11 protein-coding genes are annotated in these 16,946 nt (G+C 64.4%); 8 read left to right on the top strand and 3 right to left on the bottom strand.

The genetic code is table 11. From position 1 onward, the window contains the following. Positions 1–14: 14 nt before the first annotated feature. Together J7I12_RS05125 and J7I12_RS05120 are read right to left on the bottom strand one after the other, a co-directional pair. The gene (locus J7I12_RS05125) at positions 15–593 is read right to left on the bottom strand and encodes an adenylyl-sulfate kinase (protein ID WP_118230421.1); all 579 of its coding nucleotides are present in this window, start codon (positions 591–593) and stop codon (positions 15–17) included. 159 nt (positions 594–752) lie between these two features. Next, positions 753–2,330: a lytic transglycosylase domain-containing protein gene (locus J7I12_RS05120; RefSeq protein WP_270229095.1), complete on the bottom strand. Its 1,578-nt coding sequence runs from the start codon at positions 2,328–2,330 to the stop codon at positions 753–755. Positions 2,331–2,515: 185 nt separating this feature from the next. Between J7I12_RS05120 and J7I12_RS05115 the strand changes: the two genes are divergently transcribed. Continuing rightward, on the top strand, positions 2,516–3,337 hold the full coding sequence (locus J7I12_RS05115; RefSeq protein WP_130957796.1) for a TrmH family RNA methyltransferase: 822 nt from the start codon (positions 2,516–2,518) through the stop codon (positions 3,335–3,337). Between the two features lie 380 nt (positions 3,338–3,717). Here the strand turns inward: J7I12_RS05115 and J7I12_RS05110 are convergent, their stop codons facing one another. Continuing rightward, positions 3,718–5,811: a methyl-accepting chemotaxis protein gene (locus J7I12_RS05110; protein WP_118230418.1), complete on the bottom strand. Its 2,094-nt coding sequence runs from the start codon at positions 5,809–5,811 to the stop codon at positions 3,718–3,720. Between the two features lie 398 nt (positions 5,812–6,209). Between J7I12_RS05110 and J7I12_RS05105 the strand changes: the two genes are divergently transcribed. The 7 genes from J7I12_RS05105 to trpA all read left to right on the top strand — a co-directional run bounded on the left by J7I12_RS05105 (position 6,210) and on the right by trpA (position 16,887). Continuing rightward, the gene (locus J7I12_RS05105; protein ID WP_303192807.1) at positions 6,210–10,151 is read left to right on the top strand and encodes a response regulator; all 3,942 of its coding nucleotides are present in this window, start codon (positions 6,210–6,212) and stop codon (positions 10,149–10,151) included. Positions 10,152–10,417: 266 nt separating this feature from the next. Continuing rightward, positions 10,418–11,869 (top strand): anthranilate synthase component I family protein, encoded by a 1,452-nt coding sequence (locus J7I12_RS05100; protein ID WP_118230416.1) that lies wholly within the window; start codon positions 10,418–10,420, stop codon positions 11,867–11,869. Then, a complete protein-coding gene (gene trpD / locus J7I12_RS05095; protein ID WP_118230415.1) occupies positions 11,850–13,448 on the top strand; it encodes an anthranilate phosphoribosyltransferase in 1,599 nt (532 codons plus the stop codon). Before J7I12_RS05100 ends, trpD begins: the two co-directional genes overlap by 20 nt. Then, positions 13,438–14,289 (top strand): indole-3-glycerol phosphate synthase TrpC, encoded by an 852-nt coding sequence (locus tag J7I12_RS05090; protein ID WP_130957798.1) that lies wholly within the window; start codon positions 13,438–13,440, stop codon positions 14,287–14,289. Before trpD ends, J7I12_RS05090 begins: the two co-directional genes overlap by 11 nt. After that, complete coding sequence (locus J7I12_RS05085; protein WP_118230413.1) at positions 14,280–14,912, top strand: phosphoribosylanthranilate isomerase; 633 nt, start codon at positions 14,280–14,282, stop codon at positions 14,910–14,912. The genes J7I12_RS05090 and J7I12_RS05085 overlap by 10 nt, the downstream gene beginning before the upstream one ends. Continuing rightward, positions 14,909–16,099 (top strand): tryptophan synthase subunit beta, encoded by a 1,191-nt coding sequence (gene trpB, locus J7I12_RS05080; RefSeq protein WP_118230412.1) that lies wholly within the window; start codon positions 14,909–14,911, stop codon positions 16,097–16,099. The genes J7I12_RS05085 and trpB overlap by 4 nt, the downstream gene beginning before the upstream one ends. Next, a complete protein-coding gene (gene trpA, locus J7I12_RS05075) occupies positions 16,096–16,887 on the top strand; it encodes a tryptophan synthase subunit alpha (protein ID WP_207287307.1) in 792 nt (263 codons plus the stop codon). The genes trpB and trpA overlap by 4 nt, the downstream gene beginning before the upstream one ends. Positions 16,888–16,946: the final 59 nt, after the last annotated feature.

Below are 16,946 nucleotides of genomic sequence, written 5' to 3'. Positions count from 1 at the left end.
GACAGACCTTTGCCCTACAGGGCAATGCAGGGCCGCAGCGCCTGGGCTGCGGGCGGCAGGGCCCGCAGGGCGTCGTTCTGCCAGTCAAGGGCGTTCAGAGTCAGGTCGCGCAGGATCTCGTAACTTTCCGCCAGGGTGCGCCGGTCCGTGTCAATGACGGCATGGGCCTCACGCGGGGTATCAAACGCGTCCGAAACGCCGGAAAGCCGGGTGACCAGCCCCTTGGCGGCGGCACTGTAGAGCCCCTTGGTGTCGCGCTGCAGCAGGGTGGTGAGGCCGCAGCGCACCCAGACTTCACGGTAGCGGGGCAGCAGCTCGCGGTTTTTGCGCCGCATGTCCGCATAGGGCGTGATGGCAGCCACAATGCAGACCCGGCCCAGGGCCTGTTCCTGCAGGGCCGCGTCGCGCAGGGCGTCGATATGACGGCGGCGGTCCTCGGGAGTGAAGCCGCAAAAGCCGTGGGCGCGGCGGAATCGATCGCCGTCCAGCAGGGTCACGGTCTGCCCCTGGCCTTCCAGATAGAGCCGCAGCAGGGAGCCGAGGGTGGTTTTGCCGCTGCCGGAAAGGCCCAGCAGCCAGATGACGGGCGTCATAGCAACCTCTTTATGGTAAAAAAACGGGAGCGGAATATCCGCTCCCGTTTTTTTGCAAAAAAGTTGCCAAACGTATAATTATAATGATTTATTAAATAAAATTTTCAACAAGCTCCGTCGCCGGTAGTTTGACCAGGCTGTTGCTGCCGCAACGCCGGTTTATTGGCGCACCACCAGGGTCGCGCCCGCGCGCAGGGATTTGGGGTCCACCTTGTTCCAACGCTGCAGGTCTTCCACGCTCACGTTATGGGCGCGGGCGATTTTCCAGAGGTTGTCGTTGCTCTGCACGGTGTAGGTCTGGCGGCGGCCGCCGGTTTTGGCCGCGGCGGCACGGGGTGCGGGCGCTGGCGCGTCGCGACCCGGAATGCGCAGCTCCGCCCCGGCGTGGATGACATTGGGGTTGGCTATGCCGTTGTATTCCTGCAGGTCTTTGACGCTCACGCCATAGCGGCGGGCCACGGCGTAGAGAGTCTCGTCCGCCCGCAGGGTGTGACGGGCGTCGTTGCCGCGGCTCTGTACGGTCCTTTCGTTCCGGGCTACGGCGCGGGGGGCTTTTTCTCTTTGCCTTGGGGCGGAGCGGGCGTCCAGTGCGGCCACGGCTCTGGGGGACATATCCACCGAGCGGGGCACCAGTACGGTTTCTCCGGTGCGCAGGCTGGCGTTGCCGGGGTTCAGGGCCCGCAGGCGGGCCTCAGGCACGCCGCAGCGGCGGCTGATTTTGGACCAGGAATCGGCATTGCTGCCCACGCGCGCTACGGTCCAGCCCGCGTAGGGCGCGCCCTGGGGGGAGTGCAAAAAGGCCAGGGCCTCACGCTCGCGCTGGGCGGGCAGGTAGACAAAGGTGTTGCGCCCTGTATCGGAAATGGGCTGTTTGTGGTGAGGGTTGTAGGCGCGGAAGTCTTCCCAGTCCAGACGGCAGGCCGCGGCCAGGGCCATGAGGTCCGTGCCCGGACGGGCTGTGAGGCGTCGCACCTCCGGCGCGTTTTCCGGAGTCACCGGGGCAAAGCCCAGCTGGGGCAGGTTGCGCATGATCTTGGTGACGGCCAGAAAGCGCGGCACGTATTGCTTGGTTTCTTCCCGCAGACGGGCTTTGTCGTCCAGCAGGTGGTTGCGGGCCTTGACCTCAAAAAAGTCCTTGCCGCCTGTGCCCTGTTTGGCGCGGCCCATCTTGCCCTCGCCCGCGTTGTAGGCGGCGATGGCCGTGGGCCAGTCGCCGAAGTCGCCATAGAGCTTCTGCAGGTAGTCCGCCGCCGCTTCAGTCGCCTGGTAGGGGTCCAGGCGCTCGTCCGTCCACCAGTCCTGGTTCAGGCCGTAGTTACGTCCGGTGGAGGGCATGAACTGCCAGGCCCCGGCAGCGCCGGCGGGCGATTTGGCGTCAGGGCGGTAGCCGCTTTCCACAATGGCCAGGTAGGCCAGTTCCTCCGGCATGCCGCGTGAACGAAAAACCTTGCGGGCATAGGCCAAGTAGCGCTCCGCCCTTTTGGAAAAGACGTTCATGGTGGGGCGGCCCTGGCGCAAAAAGTATTTGTACTGGCGGGCCACATCGGGCATGGCCGCTTCGGGAACGTTTTTGTCGATCTGGCCGGTGGATTTGAGGGCGGCCAGCTCTGCAGTGGAAAGGGGCGGGGAATTGTCTTCGGGCACCAGCAGCGAAGGCATGTCGCCCTTGTCGCCCGAGCTCTGCCGCGAGGCGCAGCCCCCGGCCAGCATGAGGCAGCAGCAGACAAAAAGGAACAATCCTCGAACCGTTGCCGGCCGCCGCCGGCTTCCAAGGCAGTGCATGGCGTTCTCCGTGGGCATCGTCGGCTTGCCAGGAGCCGGGGGGATGCCGTAGACCTTCTTCTGTATGTTACGCGGCCGTAAGGCCGCCTTTCACCTTTTTTCGGCCGCCCCCGGCGGCCTGTGCCCGCGCGGAGACGTCCATGTCCCATTCTGACGAAGCAGCCCCGCTGCTGCCCGGCCTCAAACCCGTGCTGGAGCTTTTGTCCAGCGATCCGCAGCGTATTGACTGCATATTCTGCAAAAAAGGCCTGCGCGGCCCCGAAGCCCAGGCAATACAGGCCCTTTGCCGGGAGCGTGGCGTGCGTTTTACCCTGGTGGAGCAGGCCGCCCTGGACCGGCTTTGCCGTCCTGGCCAGGCCGGAGCCCGCAGCGGGGGCGGGCGGCCGCCCGTGGCCCATCAGGGGGTGGTGGCCCGGCTGGCCGCCGCCGGCTTCTGTGAGCTGACTGACCTGCTGGCCGCCGTGAACAACGCTCCCTTGCCGCTCATTGTGGCCCTGGACCAGGTGCAGGACCCCGGCAATGTGGGCACCTTGTGCCGCACGCTCTATGCCCTGGGCGGGGCGGGGCTGTTGCTGCCGCGCCATAACAGCGCGTATCTGGGCCCGGCCGCCCAGCGGGCCGCCGCAGGCGCTCTGGAGCGCCTGCCCGTGGCCAAAGTGACCAACCTGGGCCACGCCCTGGACAGCGCCGAAGAAGCGGGCCTGAACATTTACGGCGCGGGCGGCGGGCCCGGAACAATGGACGCTTTTGCCGTGCCCTTGCGCCTGCCCGCCGTGCTGGTGCTGGGCAATGAGGACAAAGGCCTGCGGCCCGGCGTGCTCAAGCGCTGTGGGGCTGTGCTGCGCATTCCGCAGGCCCGGCCCTTTGATTCGCTCAATGTGGCGCAGGCCGGGGCCATCCTGCTGGGGCTTACTGCCGCGCGGCACAGTGGCTGCGACACTTTTTTGCCTGCGCAAAACTGATATAGCAAAAAGCGCGCCAATGTGCTGTCGCTGACAGTACACAAAAAAATTGTCAACAACAATAGCTAAAATGGGGAACATGCGTCATGTTCCCCATTTTTTGTTGGCCTTTATATTTTAAAAAAAGTCTAGAATTATTTTATGCAATCACTATAACAGTTGTATATTCTTTGTGGACGCAATGTTGGAATGTATGACCGCTGCATTGCACGGCAATAGCACGGTATGCGCCGCTTGGGCGTATGCCGGTACATGCCTGCGGCGTGTGCGCCTTTGTACGGGGCAGTGTTTGCGGGCTGTCCGGCGCAAAAACGGCCTGGGAATACGTAAACCCAGGCCGTTTGGGGTACGGCAAGCACGCTGCCCCGGCAGCCGAGGCGTTAGCTGTGCTGCAGTTCGGCAATAAGGCCGCTCAGACGCTGGGACTGCGCGGTCAGATCCCCCACAGCCGCAGTGGCGGCGCGCATGGCCTGAGCCGTCTGGGCCGAGAGTTCGTTGACGTGCACAATGGACTGGTTGATTTCTTCACTGGCGGCGGACTGCTCTTCGCTGGCCGTGGCAATGGCGCCCACCTGGTCTGCTGTTGCTTCCACATTGCCCACTATTTCTTCCAGGGCCTTGCCGGATTGCCCGGCGAAGTCCGCAGCGGTTTCCACTTCGCGCAGGGCCTTGTCCATGGCTTCCACGCTCTGGGAGGTGCTGGTCTGGATGGCGCTGATGGCGTTGCCCACATCGTTGGTGGAGGCCATGGTCTTTTCGGCCAGCTTGCGCACCTCGTCCGCCACCACGGCAAAGCCGCGTCCGGCCTCGCCGGCGCGGGCGGCCTCAATGGCGGCGTTGAGGGCCAGCAGATTGGTCTGGTCGGCAATGTCCGAAATGACGTTCATGATTCTGGTGATGGCCTGGGCGTGCTCGTTGAGCTGGTTCATATCCTCCTTGAGGGCCTGTGAAACGCGCTGCACCTGGTCAATGCTCTGCAGGGCCTGCTGTACGATGCGCGCGCCGCCTTCGGCATTGGAGCGCGTTTCGGAGGAAACGGACGAAGCTGCGGAGGCGTTGCGGGCTACCTCCTGCACTGTGGCGTTCATTTCGTTCATGGCAGTGGCGGCTTCGTCCAGGCGGCGGGCGGATTCGTCGGCACTGTGGTTGGATTGTTCTATCTGGGCGGCAAGCTGGTCTGAAGCCGCGCCAATGGCCCGGACCACGTTTTCCAATTGGGCGGCGGCGGCAAGCATGCCGTCCCGTTTGGCGGTTTCGGCCTGGCGGGCCGCGCCTTCAGCCCTGGTTTTGGCCTCCTGGGCTTCTGTGGCGGCCTGCTGGGCGGCGCGGTTTTTCTCCTCGCCTTCCTCCAGCAGCTTTTTGATGTTGTCCACCATATGCTCCACACCCTGGCCCAGCACGGTAAATTCGTCCCGCCGCTTGGCGGCGTCGGTCAGCAAGGCGCGTTCCTGTGCATTAAGCTCCAAACGGCCGCCGGCCACGGCTTCGGTCATGCCCGAAATGCCGCCCAGCAGGCGCGCAATGGCGCGCGAGGCCAGGATGATGATGGCCCCCACCACCAGGGCGCAGGCCAGGGCCAGGAAGATGTTGTTGCGCAGCATGGTCATGATGGGGGCGTACAGTTCCTCCCTGTCAAATTCCAGGCAGAGCACCCAGCCTTCTTCGGGCATGCGCGTGTAGTAGACGATTTTTTCTTTGCCCTGCGCATCGGTATAGCTTGCCCGGCCGTCATCTGCAGCCAACATCTGCCGCACCACAGGATTTTTGCTTTCATCGTTGCCCATGCGGCTGGCGTCGCGGTGCAGGGTTACCCGTCCTTTGAGGTCGTAGGCGTACATGCTGCCGTGTTCGCCAAAGCGCACCTTGTTGGTGGTGACCTTGGCCAGATTGAAGTTGTCCACCCCGGTCCAGATCACGCCTTTGACCTTGCCGTTGTCCGTCAGGGGCATGGCTATGACTGTGGTCACCTTGCCGGTGGTGGCGCTGACCAGACTCATGACTGTGGTTTTACCCGCGATGCCGCGCTTATAATATTCCCGACTGGAAAAGTCCTTGCCCACGGATGCGCTGGGATTTTTTTCGCCCGTCACATGATGGGCGATGGTCAGACCGGCGGCGTCCATCACCCCGCAGAAGGCCACCTTGGAATTGCGCTCGGTAAAGGCTTTGAGAGCCGTATCCGTCCGCTGGAAGAGGGGCTGCAGCTCCTCCTGGGGCAGGCCCGTGTTGTGGGCGTCCAGAAAGGCGTTGATGCGGTTGTTTTCCGCCAGCAGGCTCAGGGTTTCCTGTAGGCCTTCAAACACGGCGTGCAGGCTGATTTCCTGGTTGTCCAGCAGGGTAAGGACGTCCTGCCTGATCTGTTGGCGCAGAGTGTTTTCAGACATGCGGTAGCTCAGGCCGGCCACAAGCAACAGGCCGATAATGGCTGGCAGCAGGACAACAATCAGCATCTTTTGCATCAATCCCATCTTCATGCGGCCTCCTTGCGGCTGAACCTTCAAAAAATTCTCGAAGCGCAATCGCCGTCGCTCCTGCCCGGGACAAGCGCGGCAGCCGGTATGATTGCGGGGTCATGGAGACTCCGCAGCCCGTTTGCATGCGTGTCATGAATAGTATCGTCTATCCGGATGAAGCGATTAGGGATGCTTTGCAATCTGTCTGAATAACAAAAAATTTTAATTTTAAAAAAATATGAAAAATTTGTTGTTGCATTGGCGCATGCGCTTTGTTACTAAAATATAGTATGGAATTTATATAATATTTTTTAAAAAGCCGTGCGGCAAGGGACGTCATGGCCAGGACAACAGTATATATATTGGTTGGTTGCATCCTGCTGTTGTCGGTCATAAGGGCGCAGACGGCGTCCGCAGCCGTGGACTCTGCCCCTCCCCTGGTCATAGCCTGCATGACGGGCAACGAACCGCTTTCTTTTGTTGCCAAAACCGGCGAGCCGGCTGGGCTGCTGGTGGATTTCTGGCGTTTGTGGGGCCGCAAGGTGGGGCGTGCGGTCACCTTCCGCATGGCGTCGTGGGACGCTACTGTGGCAGACCTCAGGGCGGGCCGCGCCCAGATCCATTTTGGCATGTATATCACGGGAGACCGGGCCGTCTGGGCGCACTTCGGTCCGCCCCTGTACCCCGCCCGCACGGGAATTTTGTCCGCCGCCGGCGGCCGGGAAGCCGTCGACCCCGCTCAGCTGGGCGAGGGCGGCATTGCCGTGCTCAATGGCTCGGTGCAGGAATCCTTTTTGCGCGAGCGCTATCCGGATCTGCGCCTGTTGCCGGCCAACAACATCACGGCAATGCTTATGGCCGTGGTGCGCGGGCAGGCGCAGGGCGTGGCCGGCATGCTCCCCACGCTCTACAGCGCCATCGACGCCCTGGGCCTTACCCCACACTTTGCGCAGCGGCCCATCATTCTTTTTACCCGCAGCCTGCACCCCGCCGTGCGCAAAGAGGATGCGGCCCTGCTGCCCTTGCTGGAGGAGGGTTTTGCCCGCATCAGCCGTGACGAACTGGTGGGGCTGGAAAACCGCTGGATACGCAACCGCGACCTGCGCGTCTGGGGCAAGATGCGGCGGGAGCTGCGCCTCAATGATGTGGAGCGGGCCTGGCTCGCCGCGCACCCTCTCTGGCGTGTGGCGCTGCACGGGCAATGGCCGCCGCTGGAATTTGCCAGTGGGGAGCAGATGCGCGGATTGAGCCTGGACGTGGTCCGCCTGCTGACCGTCGGTCTGGGGGTGGAGGCCGTGCCCGTGCCCTTGGGGCGCGGCGTCGTCGCCGCCCCCGTGGAGGCCGATGTAGTCCCGTTTATGGACGACGTGCCGGCCGGGACGCGGCCCTGGCTGTTCACCCGGTCGGTTTTGTCTTTGCCGGTGGCCGCGATCATGCGCGACAGCGACCGTCTGGTTACAGGTTTTGACGATCTGGCGGGCAAGACCCTGGCTGTCCACAACCATCTGGGGCTGGAGGCCAGGCTGCGCGAGCTCGTCCCTGATGTAAAGACGGTCCCGCTGGCGGGGGTGAACGCCGGGCTCGACGGGCTGCGGCGGGGCGATTACGATGCCGTGGTGGACCTGGCCCTGGCGGCGGATTACACCCTGCGCAACGGCGACATCAAAGGCCTGCGCCCTGTGCCCTTGCCCGGCTTGCAATATGCGGTGCGGCTGGCCGTGCGGGGCGATTGGCCGCAGCTGGTCGGCATACTTGATAAGGCGCTGGACAGCGTGCCCCACGACGACCTGGTGGATCTGGTGGAGCATTGGGCCAACCTGCAGGTGGAGCGGACCACAGACTGGACTTTTGTCTGGCGTCTGACGGCGCTGGGGCTGCTTTGCGGCGGCAGTCTGCTGGGCGTCACTCTGCTCTGGAACCGTCGTCTGGCGCGGGAATCGCGGGCGCGACGGCAGGCCCTGGACGCGGCCGAAGCCAATGCCGAGGCTCTGGAGCAGCGCGAGCAGCAGTTGCGGGCCATCGTGGACCATTTGCCCAGCATGGTGATTTTGAAGGACGAAGCCGGGCGGTATCTGTTAATAAACAAAAGGGTTGAGGAATTTTTCGGTCGGTCCGCCGCTGAACTGGAGGGCAAGACCAACAGCGCTTTGCTGTCGGCGGCGAAAGCCGCTGAGGCTGCCCGGGTGGACCGGGAGGTGCTGGCCTCCGGCGGGATACGCCGGTATCAGGAGGTCATGCACAATAAGGACGGCGAAGCGCGCGATGTAGAGGTGGTCAAGGTGCCCCTGCGCGATGAAAAAGGGCGTTTGTTCGGCCTCATTTTTACCGGCACGGACGTGACCGAGCGTCGGCGGGCCGAGCGGGAAATGCGTCGGGCCGAGGCGGAAATGGCCCAGATTTTCAACGCCTCCGGCGGCGGCATGCGCGTTATTGACCGTGATCTGCGGGTGCAGGAGGTAAACGCGGCCTACCTGCGGCTTTTTGATCATAGCCGGGACGCGGTGCCCGGCGCTCCGGGCGGCGGCCCTCTGGACGAAGACGGCGGCGTGACCGTGGCGCTTGTGCGGCGCGTGCTGCAGGGGGAAGCCCGCTCCACGGGCACGGCCTTGCGGCATGCCCGCACCGGGCGGGCCGTCTACTGCGACCTGGTGATGACGCCCCTGATTGCGCCCGACGGCGTGCTGCGGGGCGTTATTGAAGACTGCCGCGACGTGACTGACCTGGTGCAGAGCCGCCAAGCCATGGAGCAGGCCAAGCAGGCTGCGGAGCAGGCCAACCGGGCCAAGAGCGAATTTCTCGCCAACATGAGCCACGAAATCCGTACGCCCATGAACGCCATCATGGGCCTGACCCATCTGCTGCAGCAGACCGATGTCACGCCCCGGCAGCACGAATACCTGCGGCACATTGCCGCCTCCGCCCGCGCCCTGTTGCGGATTATCAACGATATTCTGGACTTTTCCAAAATTGAAGCCGGGCGTATGGAAATGGAGCAGACGGAATTTGCGCTGGAGGAAGTGCTCGATCAGCTCATGGGGCTGGAATCGGCCAAGAGCGCGGACAAGGGTCTGGAGCTGCTGCTGCACCTGAGCCCGGACGTGCCCCGCCGGCTGGTGGGGGATCCTCTGCGTCTGGGGCAGGTGCTTATTAATCTGGTGGACAATGCCGTCAAATTTACGGAAAAGGGCGAGGTGGCGGTGGCCGTGCAGCGCGAAAGTCAGGGGGACGGCCATGCGGTTTTGCGTTTTTCCGTGCGCGATACGGGCATGGGCATGACCGAGGACCAGGCGGCCATGCTGTTTCAGCCCTTTGCCCAGGCGGATACCTCCACCACCCGCCGGTTCGGGGGCACGGGGCTGGGGCTTTCCATCTGCCGGCGGATTGTGAGCCTCATGGGTGGGGAGCTTCGGGTGGAGAGCGAAGTGGGGGAGGGCAGCACGTTTTGGTTCACGGCCCACTTTGGTCTGGCGGCTGATCAGGCGCGGCCTGCCACCGTGGCCTGCCGCGACCAGGCTGGCCTGCAGGGGCTGCGGGTGCTGGTGGTGGACGATGCCGCCACCGGGCGGGAAATCCTCTGCCAGGCTCTGGAAACTGTAGGCTTCTGTTCCGGGCAGGCCGCCAGCGGCGGCGAGGCCTTGGACGAACTGGTGCGGGCCGCGCGCGCAGGCGAACCCTACCAGCTGGTGCTTATGGACTGGAAAATGCCCAGCCCGGACGGCATAGAAACGGCAGAGCTGATCCGCGCCTGCCCGGATTTGCCCCACACGCCCACGGTGTTCATGGTTTCCGCCTATGGGCGGGAAGAAATCATGCGTCGGGCTCAGGCTGCGGGCATACGTCACTTTTTAATCAAACCCGTAAGCCCCATGCTGCTGCTGCAGACCATCGGGGAGGTGTTTGGCTCGTCGGTCGCCGCCTCGGCCCGGCCCCTTGCCGCTGCCCCGCCCCGGGCCATGGCAGAAGGCGACAGCCTGCGGGTTTTGTTGGCCGAAGACAATGAAATCAACCAGCTGGTGGCCAAGGAACTGCTGGAGGCCGCCGGCCTGACGGTAGATATTGCCAACAATGGCCGTGAAGCCGTGGACATGGCCCTGGAGGGCGACTACGCCGCCGTGTTCATGGATATTCATATGCCGGAGATGGACGGCATCACCGCCACCCAGTTGCTGCGGGGCACGGAGCGCTGCCGCAGCCTGCCCATCATTGCCCTGACGGCTGACGGCATGCTGGGCGACCATGAAAAAAGCCTGGCCGCCGGTATGGACGACCACCTGCCCAAACCCATTGACCCTGAAAGTCTGATGGCGGCCGTGCGCCGCTGGGTGCGGCCCGCGGCGAGCTCCATGAGCGACACGGCCTGAAATGTTTTCAGCGGATTTTTGTTGACAGAAACGCAGCCTGTCGGTAATCTGCCAAAAAATACGGAATAAGGGGTTTGCATGTCCGGTCTTTCCCACACCATTCTTTTCAGCCTGCAGGGCTGGTGGTGGCGCAAGCAACTGCGTGGGGGAGACGTGCGGGCCTAGGTTCCGGTACGTTGGTTTGGTCGTCTATGAGCGCCGTCTCCCCGTGGAGACGGCGCTTTTTGTTTTTAACCCTTTTTGCAACAACCTGAAGGAAGCCGCAAATGCACAACAAGGGGAACGCGCAGCCGGAAATCACGCTGCAACAGTCCGCCCGCTGGCTGCCGGCGGACATGGATACGCCCATCAGTCTGTTTATGGGCATGGTGGGGCAGGACAACGGCATTCTGCTGGAAAGCGCCGAGGTGGACGGCCGTTGGGGCCGCTACAGCATTTTGGCCTGCGACGCCGCACTGTTCATTGCCTGCCGTGACGGCAACCTGGAACTCACCGTGCTGGACGAGCGCCTCACAGGGCTGCAGAAGTTTGCAGGCCGCCCCTTTGTGCAGGGCCTGCGCGCGCTCATGCGGACCGTGGACATCACGCCGCCGTCCAATGTGCCCGACCTGCCGCCCATTACCCGTGCCCTTTACGGCTATCTGGGCTTCGGCATGGCCGGACTGTTCAACCCCAAGCTGGCCCGGCTTATGCCGCCGGAAGAGGCGGACTGCCAGCTTATGCTGCCCTCCACGGTCTTGGTTTTTGACCATCTCTACAACCGCCTTTGCCAGGTAAGCCTGGGCGATCACCGTGCCCTGCAGGGGGCACGGCAGCCCTTGGAGCCCGGCGAAGCGGGGCAGGGCGCCCTGTTGGACCCGCAGACCATCAGCGCCGAACCCGGCGAACAGGGCTACAAGGACTTTGTGCGCCGCATCAAGGAGATGCTCCGCCAGGGCGAGGCCATCCAGGTGGTGCCGTCGGTGCGTTTTTCCGCCCCCTTCGCGGGCGATCCCTTTGAGCTCTACCGGCGCATGCGGCGTTTTAACGCTTCGCCCTACATGTTTTATATGCGCTTTCCGGAAATCACCCTGCTGGGATCCTCGCCGGAGGTCATGGTGCGTTGCACGGCGGGGCAGCTGCAGCTTTCGCCCATTGCGGGCACGCGCAGGCGCGGGGCCGACGATCTGGAAGACGCCCGCCTGGCCGCCGAACTGCACGACGACCCCAAGGAGCGCGCCGAGCACGTCATGCTGGTGGACCTGGGCCGCAACGACCTGGGCCGGGTGGCCCGCCCCGGCTCCGTGAACCTGGAACGCTATATGGAAGTGGAGCGCTATTCCCACGTTATGCACCTTACCAGCCGGGTTACGGCCCGCCTGGATGAAGGGCTGGACGCCCTGGACGTACTGGCGGCCACCTTCCCCGCAGGCACGGTTTCCGGCGCGCCCAAGGTGCGGGCCATGGAAATCATCCGTCAGCTGGAAGGCCGCGCCCGCGGCCCTTACGCGGGCTGCATAGGCTGGCTGGGGCTGGATAAGGACAGCGTTAATCTGGATACGGGCATCACCATTCGCAGCATGTGGCTGCACGAGGGCAGGCTGTTCTGGCAGGCGGGCGGCGGCATCGTCCACGACTCCGACCCGGAACTGGAATGGAAGGAAGTGTGCAACAAGTCGGCTATCATGCGCCTGGCCCTGCGTGCGGAGGATGCGAATCATGTTTCTGCTCATCGATAATTACGATTCTTTTACCTACAATCTGGTGCAGGCCTTTTATGCCCTGGGCCACAAGCCCGAAGTGCGCCGCAACGATGACCCGGCCCTGCTGGACCTGGCCACAAGCCCAGACCTCACCATGGTCTGCATCTCTCCCGGCCCCGGCCGCCCCGAAGATACGGGACTCTGCCCGGAATTTCTCAACCGCCTCAGTCCCCGCATCCCCGTGCTGGGCGTCTGCCTGGGCCACCAGCTGCTGGGCCTGCACGCCGGCGCGCGGGTAGAAGTGGGCCCCTGCATTATGCATGGCAAACAGTCTGAAATCGTGCACGACGGCACGGGGCTGTTTACTGGGCTGCCCAATCCCATGCGCGTGGGGCGTTACCATTCCCTGGTGGTGCGCGCCGATGAAGATGCCGCCAACCCCCGCTTTACGGTCACGGCCCGCGCTCCCGAAGGCGAAGTCATGGCCCTGCGCTACAACGACCGTCCCTGGGTAGGCGTGCAGTTTCATCCCGAATCCGTGCTGACTCCCGAAGGCCTGCGCCTGCTGGGCAACTTTCCCCAAGCCGTTATGGGCGAGGACAAGGACGCGGGCGTGGCCGACATGGCGGGCATTCTGGAGCGTCTGGCCCGTCGGGAAGATCTCACGGCCGAAATGGCCGCCGCCGGTTTTGCCGCCCTTATGGACGGCAAAATGAGCCCGGCCCAAGCTGGAGCCTTTCTTATGGGCCTGCGCATGAAGGGCGAAAGCCCCCTGGAACTGGCCCACGCCACCCGCGCCGCTTTGTCCCGCGCCGTAAGGGTGGACGGCATCTCCGGCACCACCATCGACGTGGTGGGTACGGGCGGGGACGGCCGCAATTCCTTCAACTGCTCCACGGCCACTTCCCTGACCCTGGCGGGCATGGGCTACAAGGTGGTCAAGCACGGCAACCGGGCCGTGTCCTCCAAGTGCGGCAGCGCCGACGCCCTGGAAGGCGTGGGCATAGCCCTGGACAAGGAGCCCGCTTCGGTGGCCGCCATGCTGCGCAAACGCAACTTCGCCTTCCTCTTTGCGCCGTTTTTTCATCCCTCCTTTGCCAATATCGGCCCGGTGCGCAAAGAAATGGGCGTGCGCACCCTGTTCAACATCCTGGGCCCCATGATCAACCCGGCCCGACCCAGTCACTTGCTCATGGGCGTGGCCCGGCCGGAGCTGGTGGATCTGGTGGCCGAAACCCTGCTCCAGTCGCCCCTCTATCGCGCGGCTGTGGTCTGCGGTTCGGGCAATTACGACGAGGTGACGCCCATCGGCCCCGCGCAGATGGCCCTGCTGCACGAGGGCACGGTGAACTCCATGACGCTGGACCCGCGCGAGTTTGGCATCGGCCCCTGCACGGTGGAAGACCTGGCCGTACACAGCAAGGACGAAGCCGTGGCCGTGCTCAAGGACATTCTGGCCGGTCAGGGGCCGCGTCCCATGATGGACATGGTGGTGCTCAACGTGGGTCTTGCCCTCTACCTGCTGGACGAAAAGGCGGACATGGCCCTGTGCATGGCCCGCGCCCGGGAGGCCGTGAGCAGCGGCGCGGGCAGGAAGGTGCTGGATGTTGCTTGAACGCTTCCGCGCAGCCAAGCGTGACGAGCTGGCCGCTCTACGGGCCCTGGAGGCACGGGGCGCCCTGCCCGCGCCCCTGGCGGGATCGCGTCCTTCCTTCACGGCGGCGCTGACTGCTCCAGGGCGGGAGCCGCTGGCCGTCATTGCCGAGTACAAGCGGGCCTCACCCTCGCGCGGGGTCATCTGCGAAGATCTGGAGGTGGAAGATGTGGCCGCCGCCTACCACGCGGCCGGGGCCGCCGCCCTCTCCATCCTTACCGAGCAGGCCCACTTTCACGGCAGTCTGGACTATCTGGCGCGCGCGGCCGCTCCGGCTCTGTACACGGGGCCGCGTCCGCCCCTGCTGCGCAAGGATTTTCTTTGCGATCCCCTGCAGGTGCGGGCCACGGCGGCTACTCCGGCCGCGGCCCTTTTGCTCATTGTGCGGCTCACCCCGGACGTGGCCTTGCTGCGCGGCCTGCGGGAGCTGGCCGAAAGCTGCGGCCTGGAAGCCGTGGTGGAGGTTTTTGACGCAACGGACCTGCGCCTGGCGCGGGAGAGCGGAGCGCGGCTCATCCAGGTTAATGCCCGTGACCTGGAAACGCTCTGCGTAAATCGGCAGGTCTGTCTGGAGCTTATCCACGCCTTTCCCCCCCAGGCCGGGGAAGTCTGGATTGCCGCCAGCGGCCTGAGCCGGCCGGAGCATCTGCGCGCCGCGGCAGATGCGGGCTACACGGCGGCTTTGGTCGGTGGGGCGTTGATGGAGGGCGGTAAGCCCGGCGCGGCCCTGCGCGCCCTGCTTGCGCCCCATGTGCTCCCTGCGCCCGGCGCGTCCGGGCAGGGGGGTGAAGCATGTTTGTAAAATTTTGCGGGCTTACCCGACAGGAGGACGCGGATCAGGCCGTGCGCCTGGGTGCGCGCATGGGCGGCTTCATTTTCCATCCGCGCAGTCCCAGAGGCGTGCTCCCCGCCGCAGCGGCCGCACTGGACACAGGCCCCCTCTTGCGGGTAGGCGTCTTTGTGCAGCAGGGCGCGGAAGAAATCAAAGCCGTCATGGCCGAAGCCCGGCTGGATCTGGCCCAGCTCCACGGTTGTCAGAGCGTGGAGTGCGCGCTGGCCGTGGGGCCGGAGCGGGTCATCAGGGTGCTCTGGCCGGAGCGTTACAGTCATCGAGCTTTATTGTACAATGATCTGCGTCGGCACGCAGAGGCCTGCGCCTACTATTTGCTGGACGCGGGGCTCAAGGGCGGCGGCAGCGGCCGTCGCCTGGAATGGCTGGATTTGTGTCGGCTGCGCGCGCCGCATCCCTGGCTGCTGGCCGGCGGGCTCGGTCCGGACAACGTGCGCGCGGCGCTCAACCTGTGCACGCCCGGCGGCGTGGACTTCAACTCCGGCGTGGAAGACGCGCCGGGGCGCAAGAATGCGGACAAAATGGCGGCCGCCGTCGCTGCCGCAAACCCGAAAGGCAATGGGAACATGTCATGAAAAACAGTTACTTCGGAGAGTTCGGCGGCTGCTTTGTACCCGAACTGCTCATGCCGCCGCTCATGGAAGTGGAAGCGGCCATGCGCGACATCTATCCCACAGGGGCGTTTCAGGAAGAACTGAACGACCTGCTGCACAACTACGCCGGGCGGGCCACCCCCCTGACCCACTGCCCCACGCTCTCCGGCGAACTGGGCTTTGATCTCTGGCTCAAGCGCGAAGACCTGCTCCACACCGGCGCGCACAAGGTCAACAACACCCTGGGCCAGGCCCTGCTGGCCAAACACATGGGCAAGACCGCCCTGGTGGCCGAAACGGGCGCGGGTCAGCACGGCGTGGCCACGGCCGCCGCTGCCGCGCGCCTGGGCATGCGCTGCACCGTCTACATGGGCGCGGAAGACGTGGAACGCCAGGCCCCCAACGTCACCCGCATGAAACTCCTGGGCGCGGAAGTCCACCCTGTGGAAAGCGGCACCCGTACCCTCAAGGATGCCATCAACGAGGCCCTGCGCGCCTGGATCACCTGCCAGAAAACCACCCACTACTGCTTCGGCACGGCCGCCGGACCGCACCCCTTCCCCACCCTGGTGCGCATGCTGCAAAGCGTCATCGGCAAGGAAACCCGCGCGCAGATGCTGGAAAAGACCGGCCGCCTGCCCGACGCCGTGGTGGCCTGCGTGGGCGGCGGCTCCAACGCCATCGGCATGTTCCACCCTTTTCTGGAGGACCACAGCGTGCGCCTCATCGGCGTGGAAGCCGCCGGCGAAGGCGTGCCCGGCTGCTTCAACTCCGCGCCGCTCAATCTGGGGTCGCCCGGCGTGCTGCACGGGGCCTACAGCATGCTCCTGCAGAACAGCGACGGCCAGGTGGAGCCCTCCCACTCCGTTTCCGCCGGTCTGGACTATCCCGGCGTGGGGCCGGAACACTCCTGGTTGCAAAAGACCGGCCGCGCCCACTATGCTATGGTCAAGGACGACAACGCCCTGGCCGCCTTCCAGCGCCTGTGCCGCGCCGAAGGCATTCTGCCCGCGTTGGAGTCCTCCCACGCGCTGGCCTGGGTGCTGCAGCATCCCCATGCCTTTAAGGCCGGGGATCAGGTGGTGGTCAATCTTTCCGGCCGGGGCGACAAGGACCTCGGCATCGTCACCAAGGCTCTGGGGCGGGGTACTGCCGCCAGCGAGGTATAGCCATGCATCTGCTTGAACAAAAAATCCGCGCCGCCAACGCCGAAGGTCGTCCGGCCCTGGTCCCCTTTCTCACCGCCGGTTTCCCCGACCGCAGCGCCTTTTGGCCCGCCCTTATGGAACTGGACGAAAACGGCGCGGACATCATTGAAATAGGCGTGCCCTTTTCCGACCCCGTGGCCGACGGCCCGGTGGTGGAAGAGGCCTCGCGGCGCGCCCTCAGCGACGGCGTGAGCCTGCGCGGCGTCCTTACTTCCCTGCGCGAACGCAAGGGCCTGATCAAGGCCGGGGTGGTGCTTATGGGCTATGTTAACCCCTTTCTGCAGTACGGCTACGAAAACCTGGCCCGTGATGCGGCCCGCGGCGGCGTGCACGGTTTTATCGTGCCCGACCTGCCGCATGAGGAATCCGGTCCTCTGCGTGCGGCGCTGAAAAAGGAAAATATCGCCCTCATTCCTCTGGTAGGCCCCAATACCAGTGAAGAACGCATGGCCCTCTATGCCGCCGATGGTGAAGGCTATACCTATGTCGTCTCGGTCATGGGCATTACCGGCGAACGCAATGGCCTGGCCCCTCAGGTGGCGGAAACCCTGCGTCGTGCCCGCACGGCCTTCAATCTGCCCCTGGCCCTCGGCTTCGGCTTGCGCGAACCCGCCCAACTCAAAGACCTGCCCGCCGATGCCCAGCCCGACGCCGTGGTTTTTGGCAGCGCCCTGCTCAAACACCTGGACGCCGGTCACAGTGCCGCCTCCTTCCTGGCGCAGTGGACAGGCCGCAAAGTTGAAGAGTAGCAGAGCATAAAGATAGTGGCTTTGTGTAGGGGGAAGGGAACTTTTGTGAACAAAGGTTC

The organism is Desulfovibrio diazotrophicus (assembly GCF_902498985.2).
In the GTDB taxonomy this organism is placed as follows: domain Bacteria; phylum Desulfobacterota; class Desulfovibrionia; order Desulfovibrionales; family Desulfovibrionaceae; genus Desulfovibrio; species Desulfovibrio legallii.
The sequence above is the reverse complement of the archived record's forward strand: the minus strand, read 5'-3'. Positions and strand labels throughout refer to the sequence as shown.

Bases quoted from the DNA above. Each gene is read 5' to 3' on its own strand.
- J7I12_RS05125 (WP_118230421.1), bottom strand. From the start codon at position 593: ATGACGCCCGTCATCTGGCTGCTGGGCCTTTCCGGCAGCGGCAAAACC.
- J7I12_RS05115 (WP_130957796.1), top strand. From the start codon at position 2,516: ATGTCCCATTCTGACGAAGCAGCCCCGCTGCTGCCCGGCCTCAAACCC.
- J7I12_RS05110 (WP_118230418.1), bottom strand. From the start codon at position 5,811: ATGAAGATGGGATTGATGCAAAAGATGCTGATTGTTGTCCTGCTGCCA.
- J7I12_RS05100 (WP_118230416.1), top strand. From the start codon at position 10,418: ATGCACAACAAGGGGAACGCGCAGCCGGAAATCACGCTGCAACAGTCC.
- trpD (WP_118230415.1), top strand. From the start codon at position 11,850: ATGTTTCTGCTCATCGATAATTACGATTCTTTTACCTACAATCTGGTG.
- J7I12_RS05090 (WP_130957798.1), top strand. From the start codon at position 13,438: ATGTTGCTTGAACGCTTCCGCGCAGCCAAGCGTGACGAGCTGGCCGCT.
- J7I12_RS05085 (WP_118230413.1), top strand. From the start codon at position 14,280: ATGTTTGTAAAATTTTGCGGGCTTACCCGACAGGAGGACGCGGATCAG.
- trpB (WP_118230412.1), top strand. From the start codon at position 14,909: ATGAAAAACAGTTACTTCGGAGAGTTCGGCGGCTGCTTTGTACCCGAA.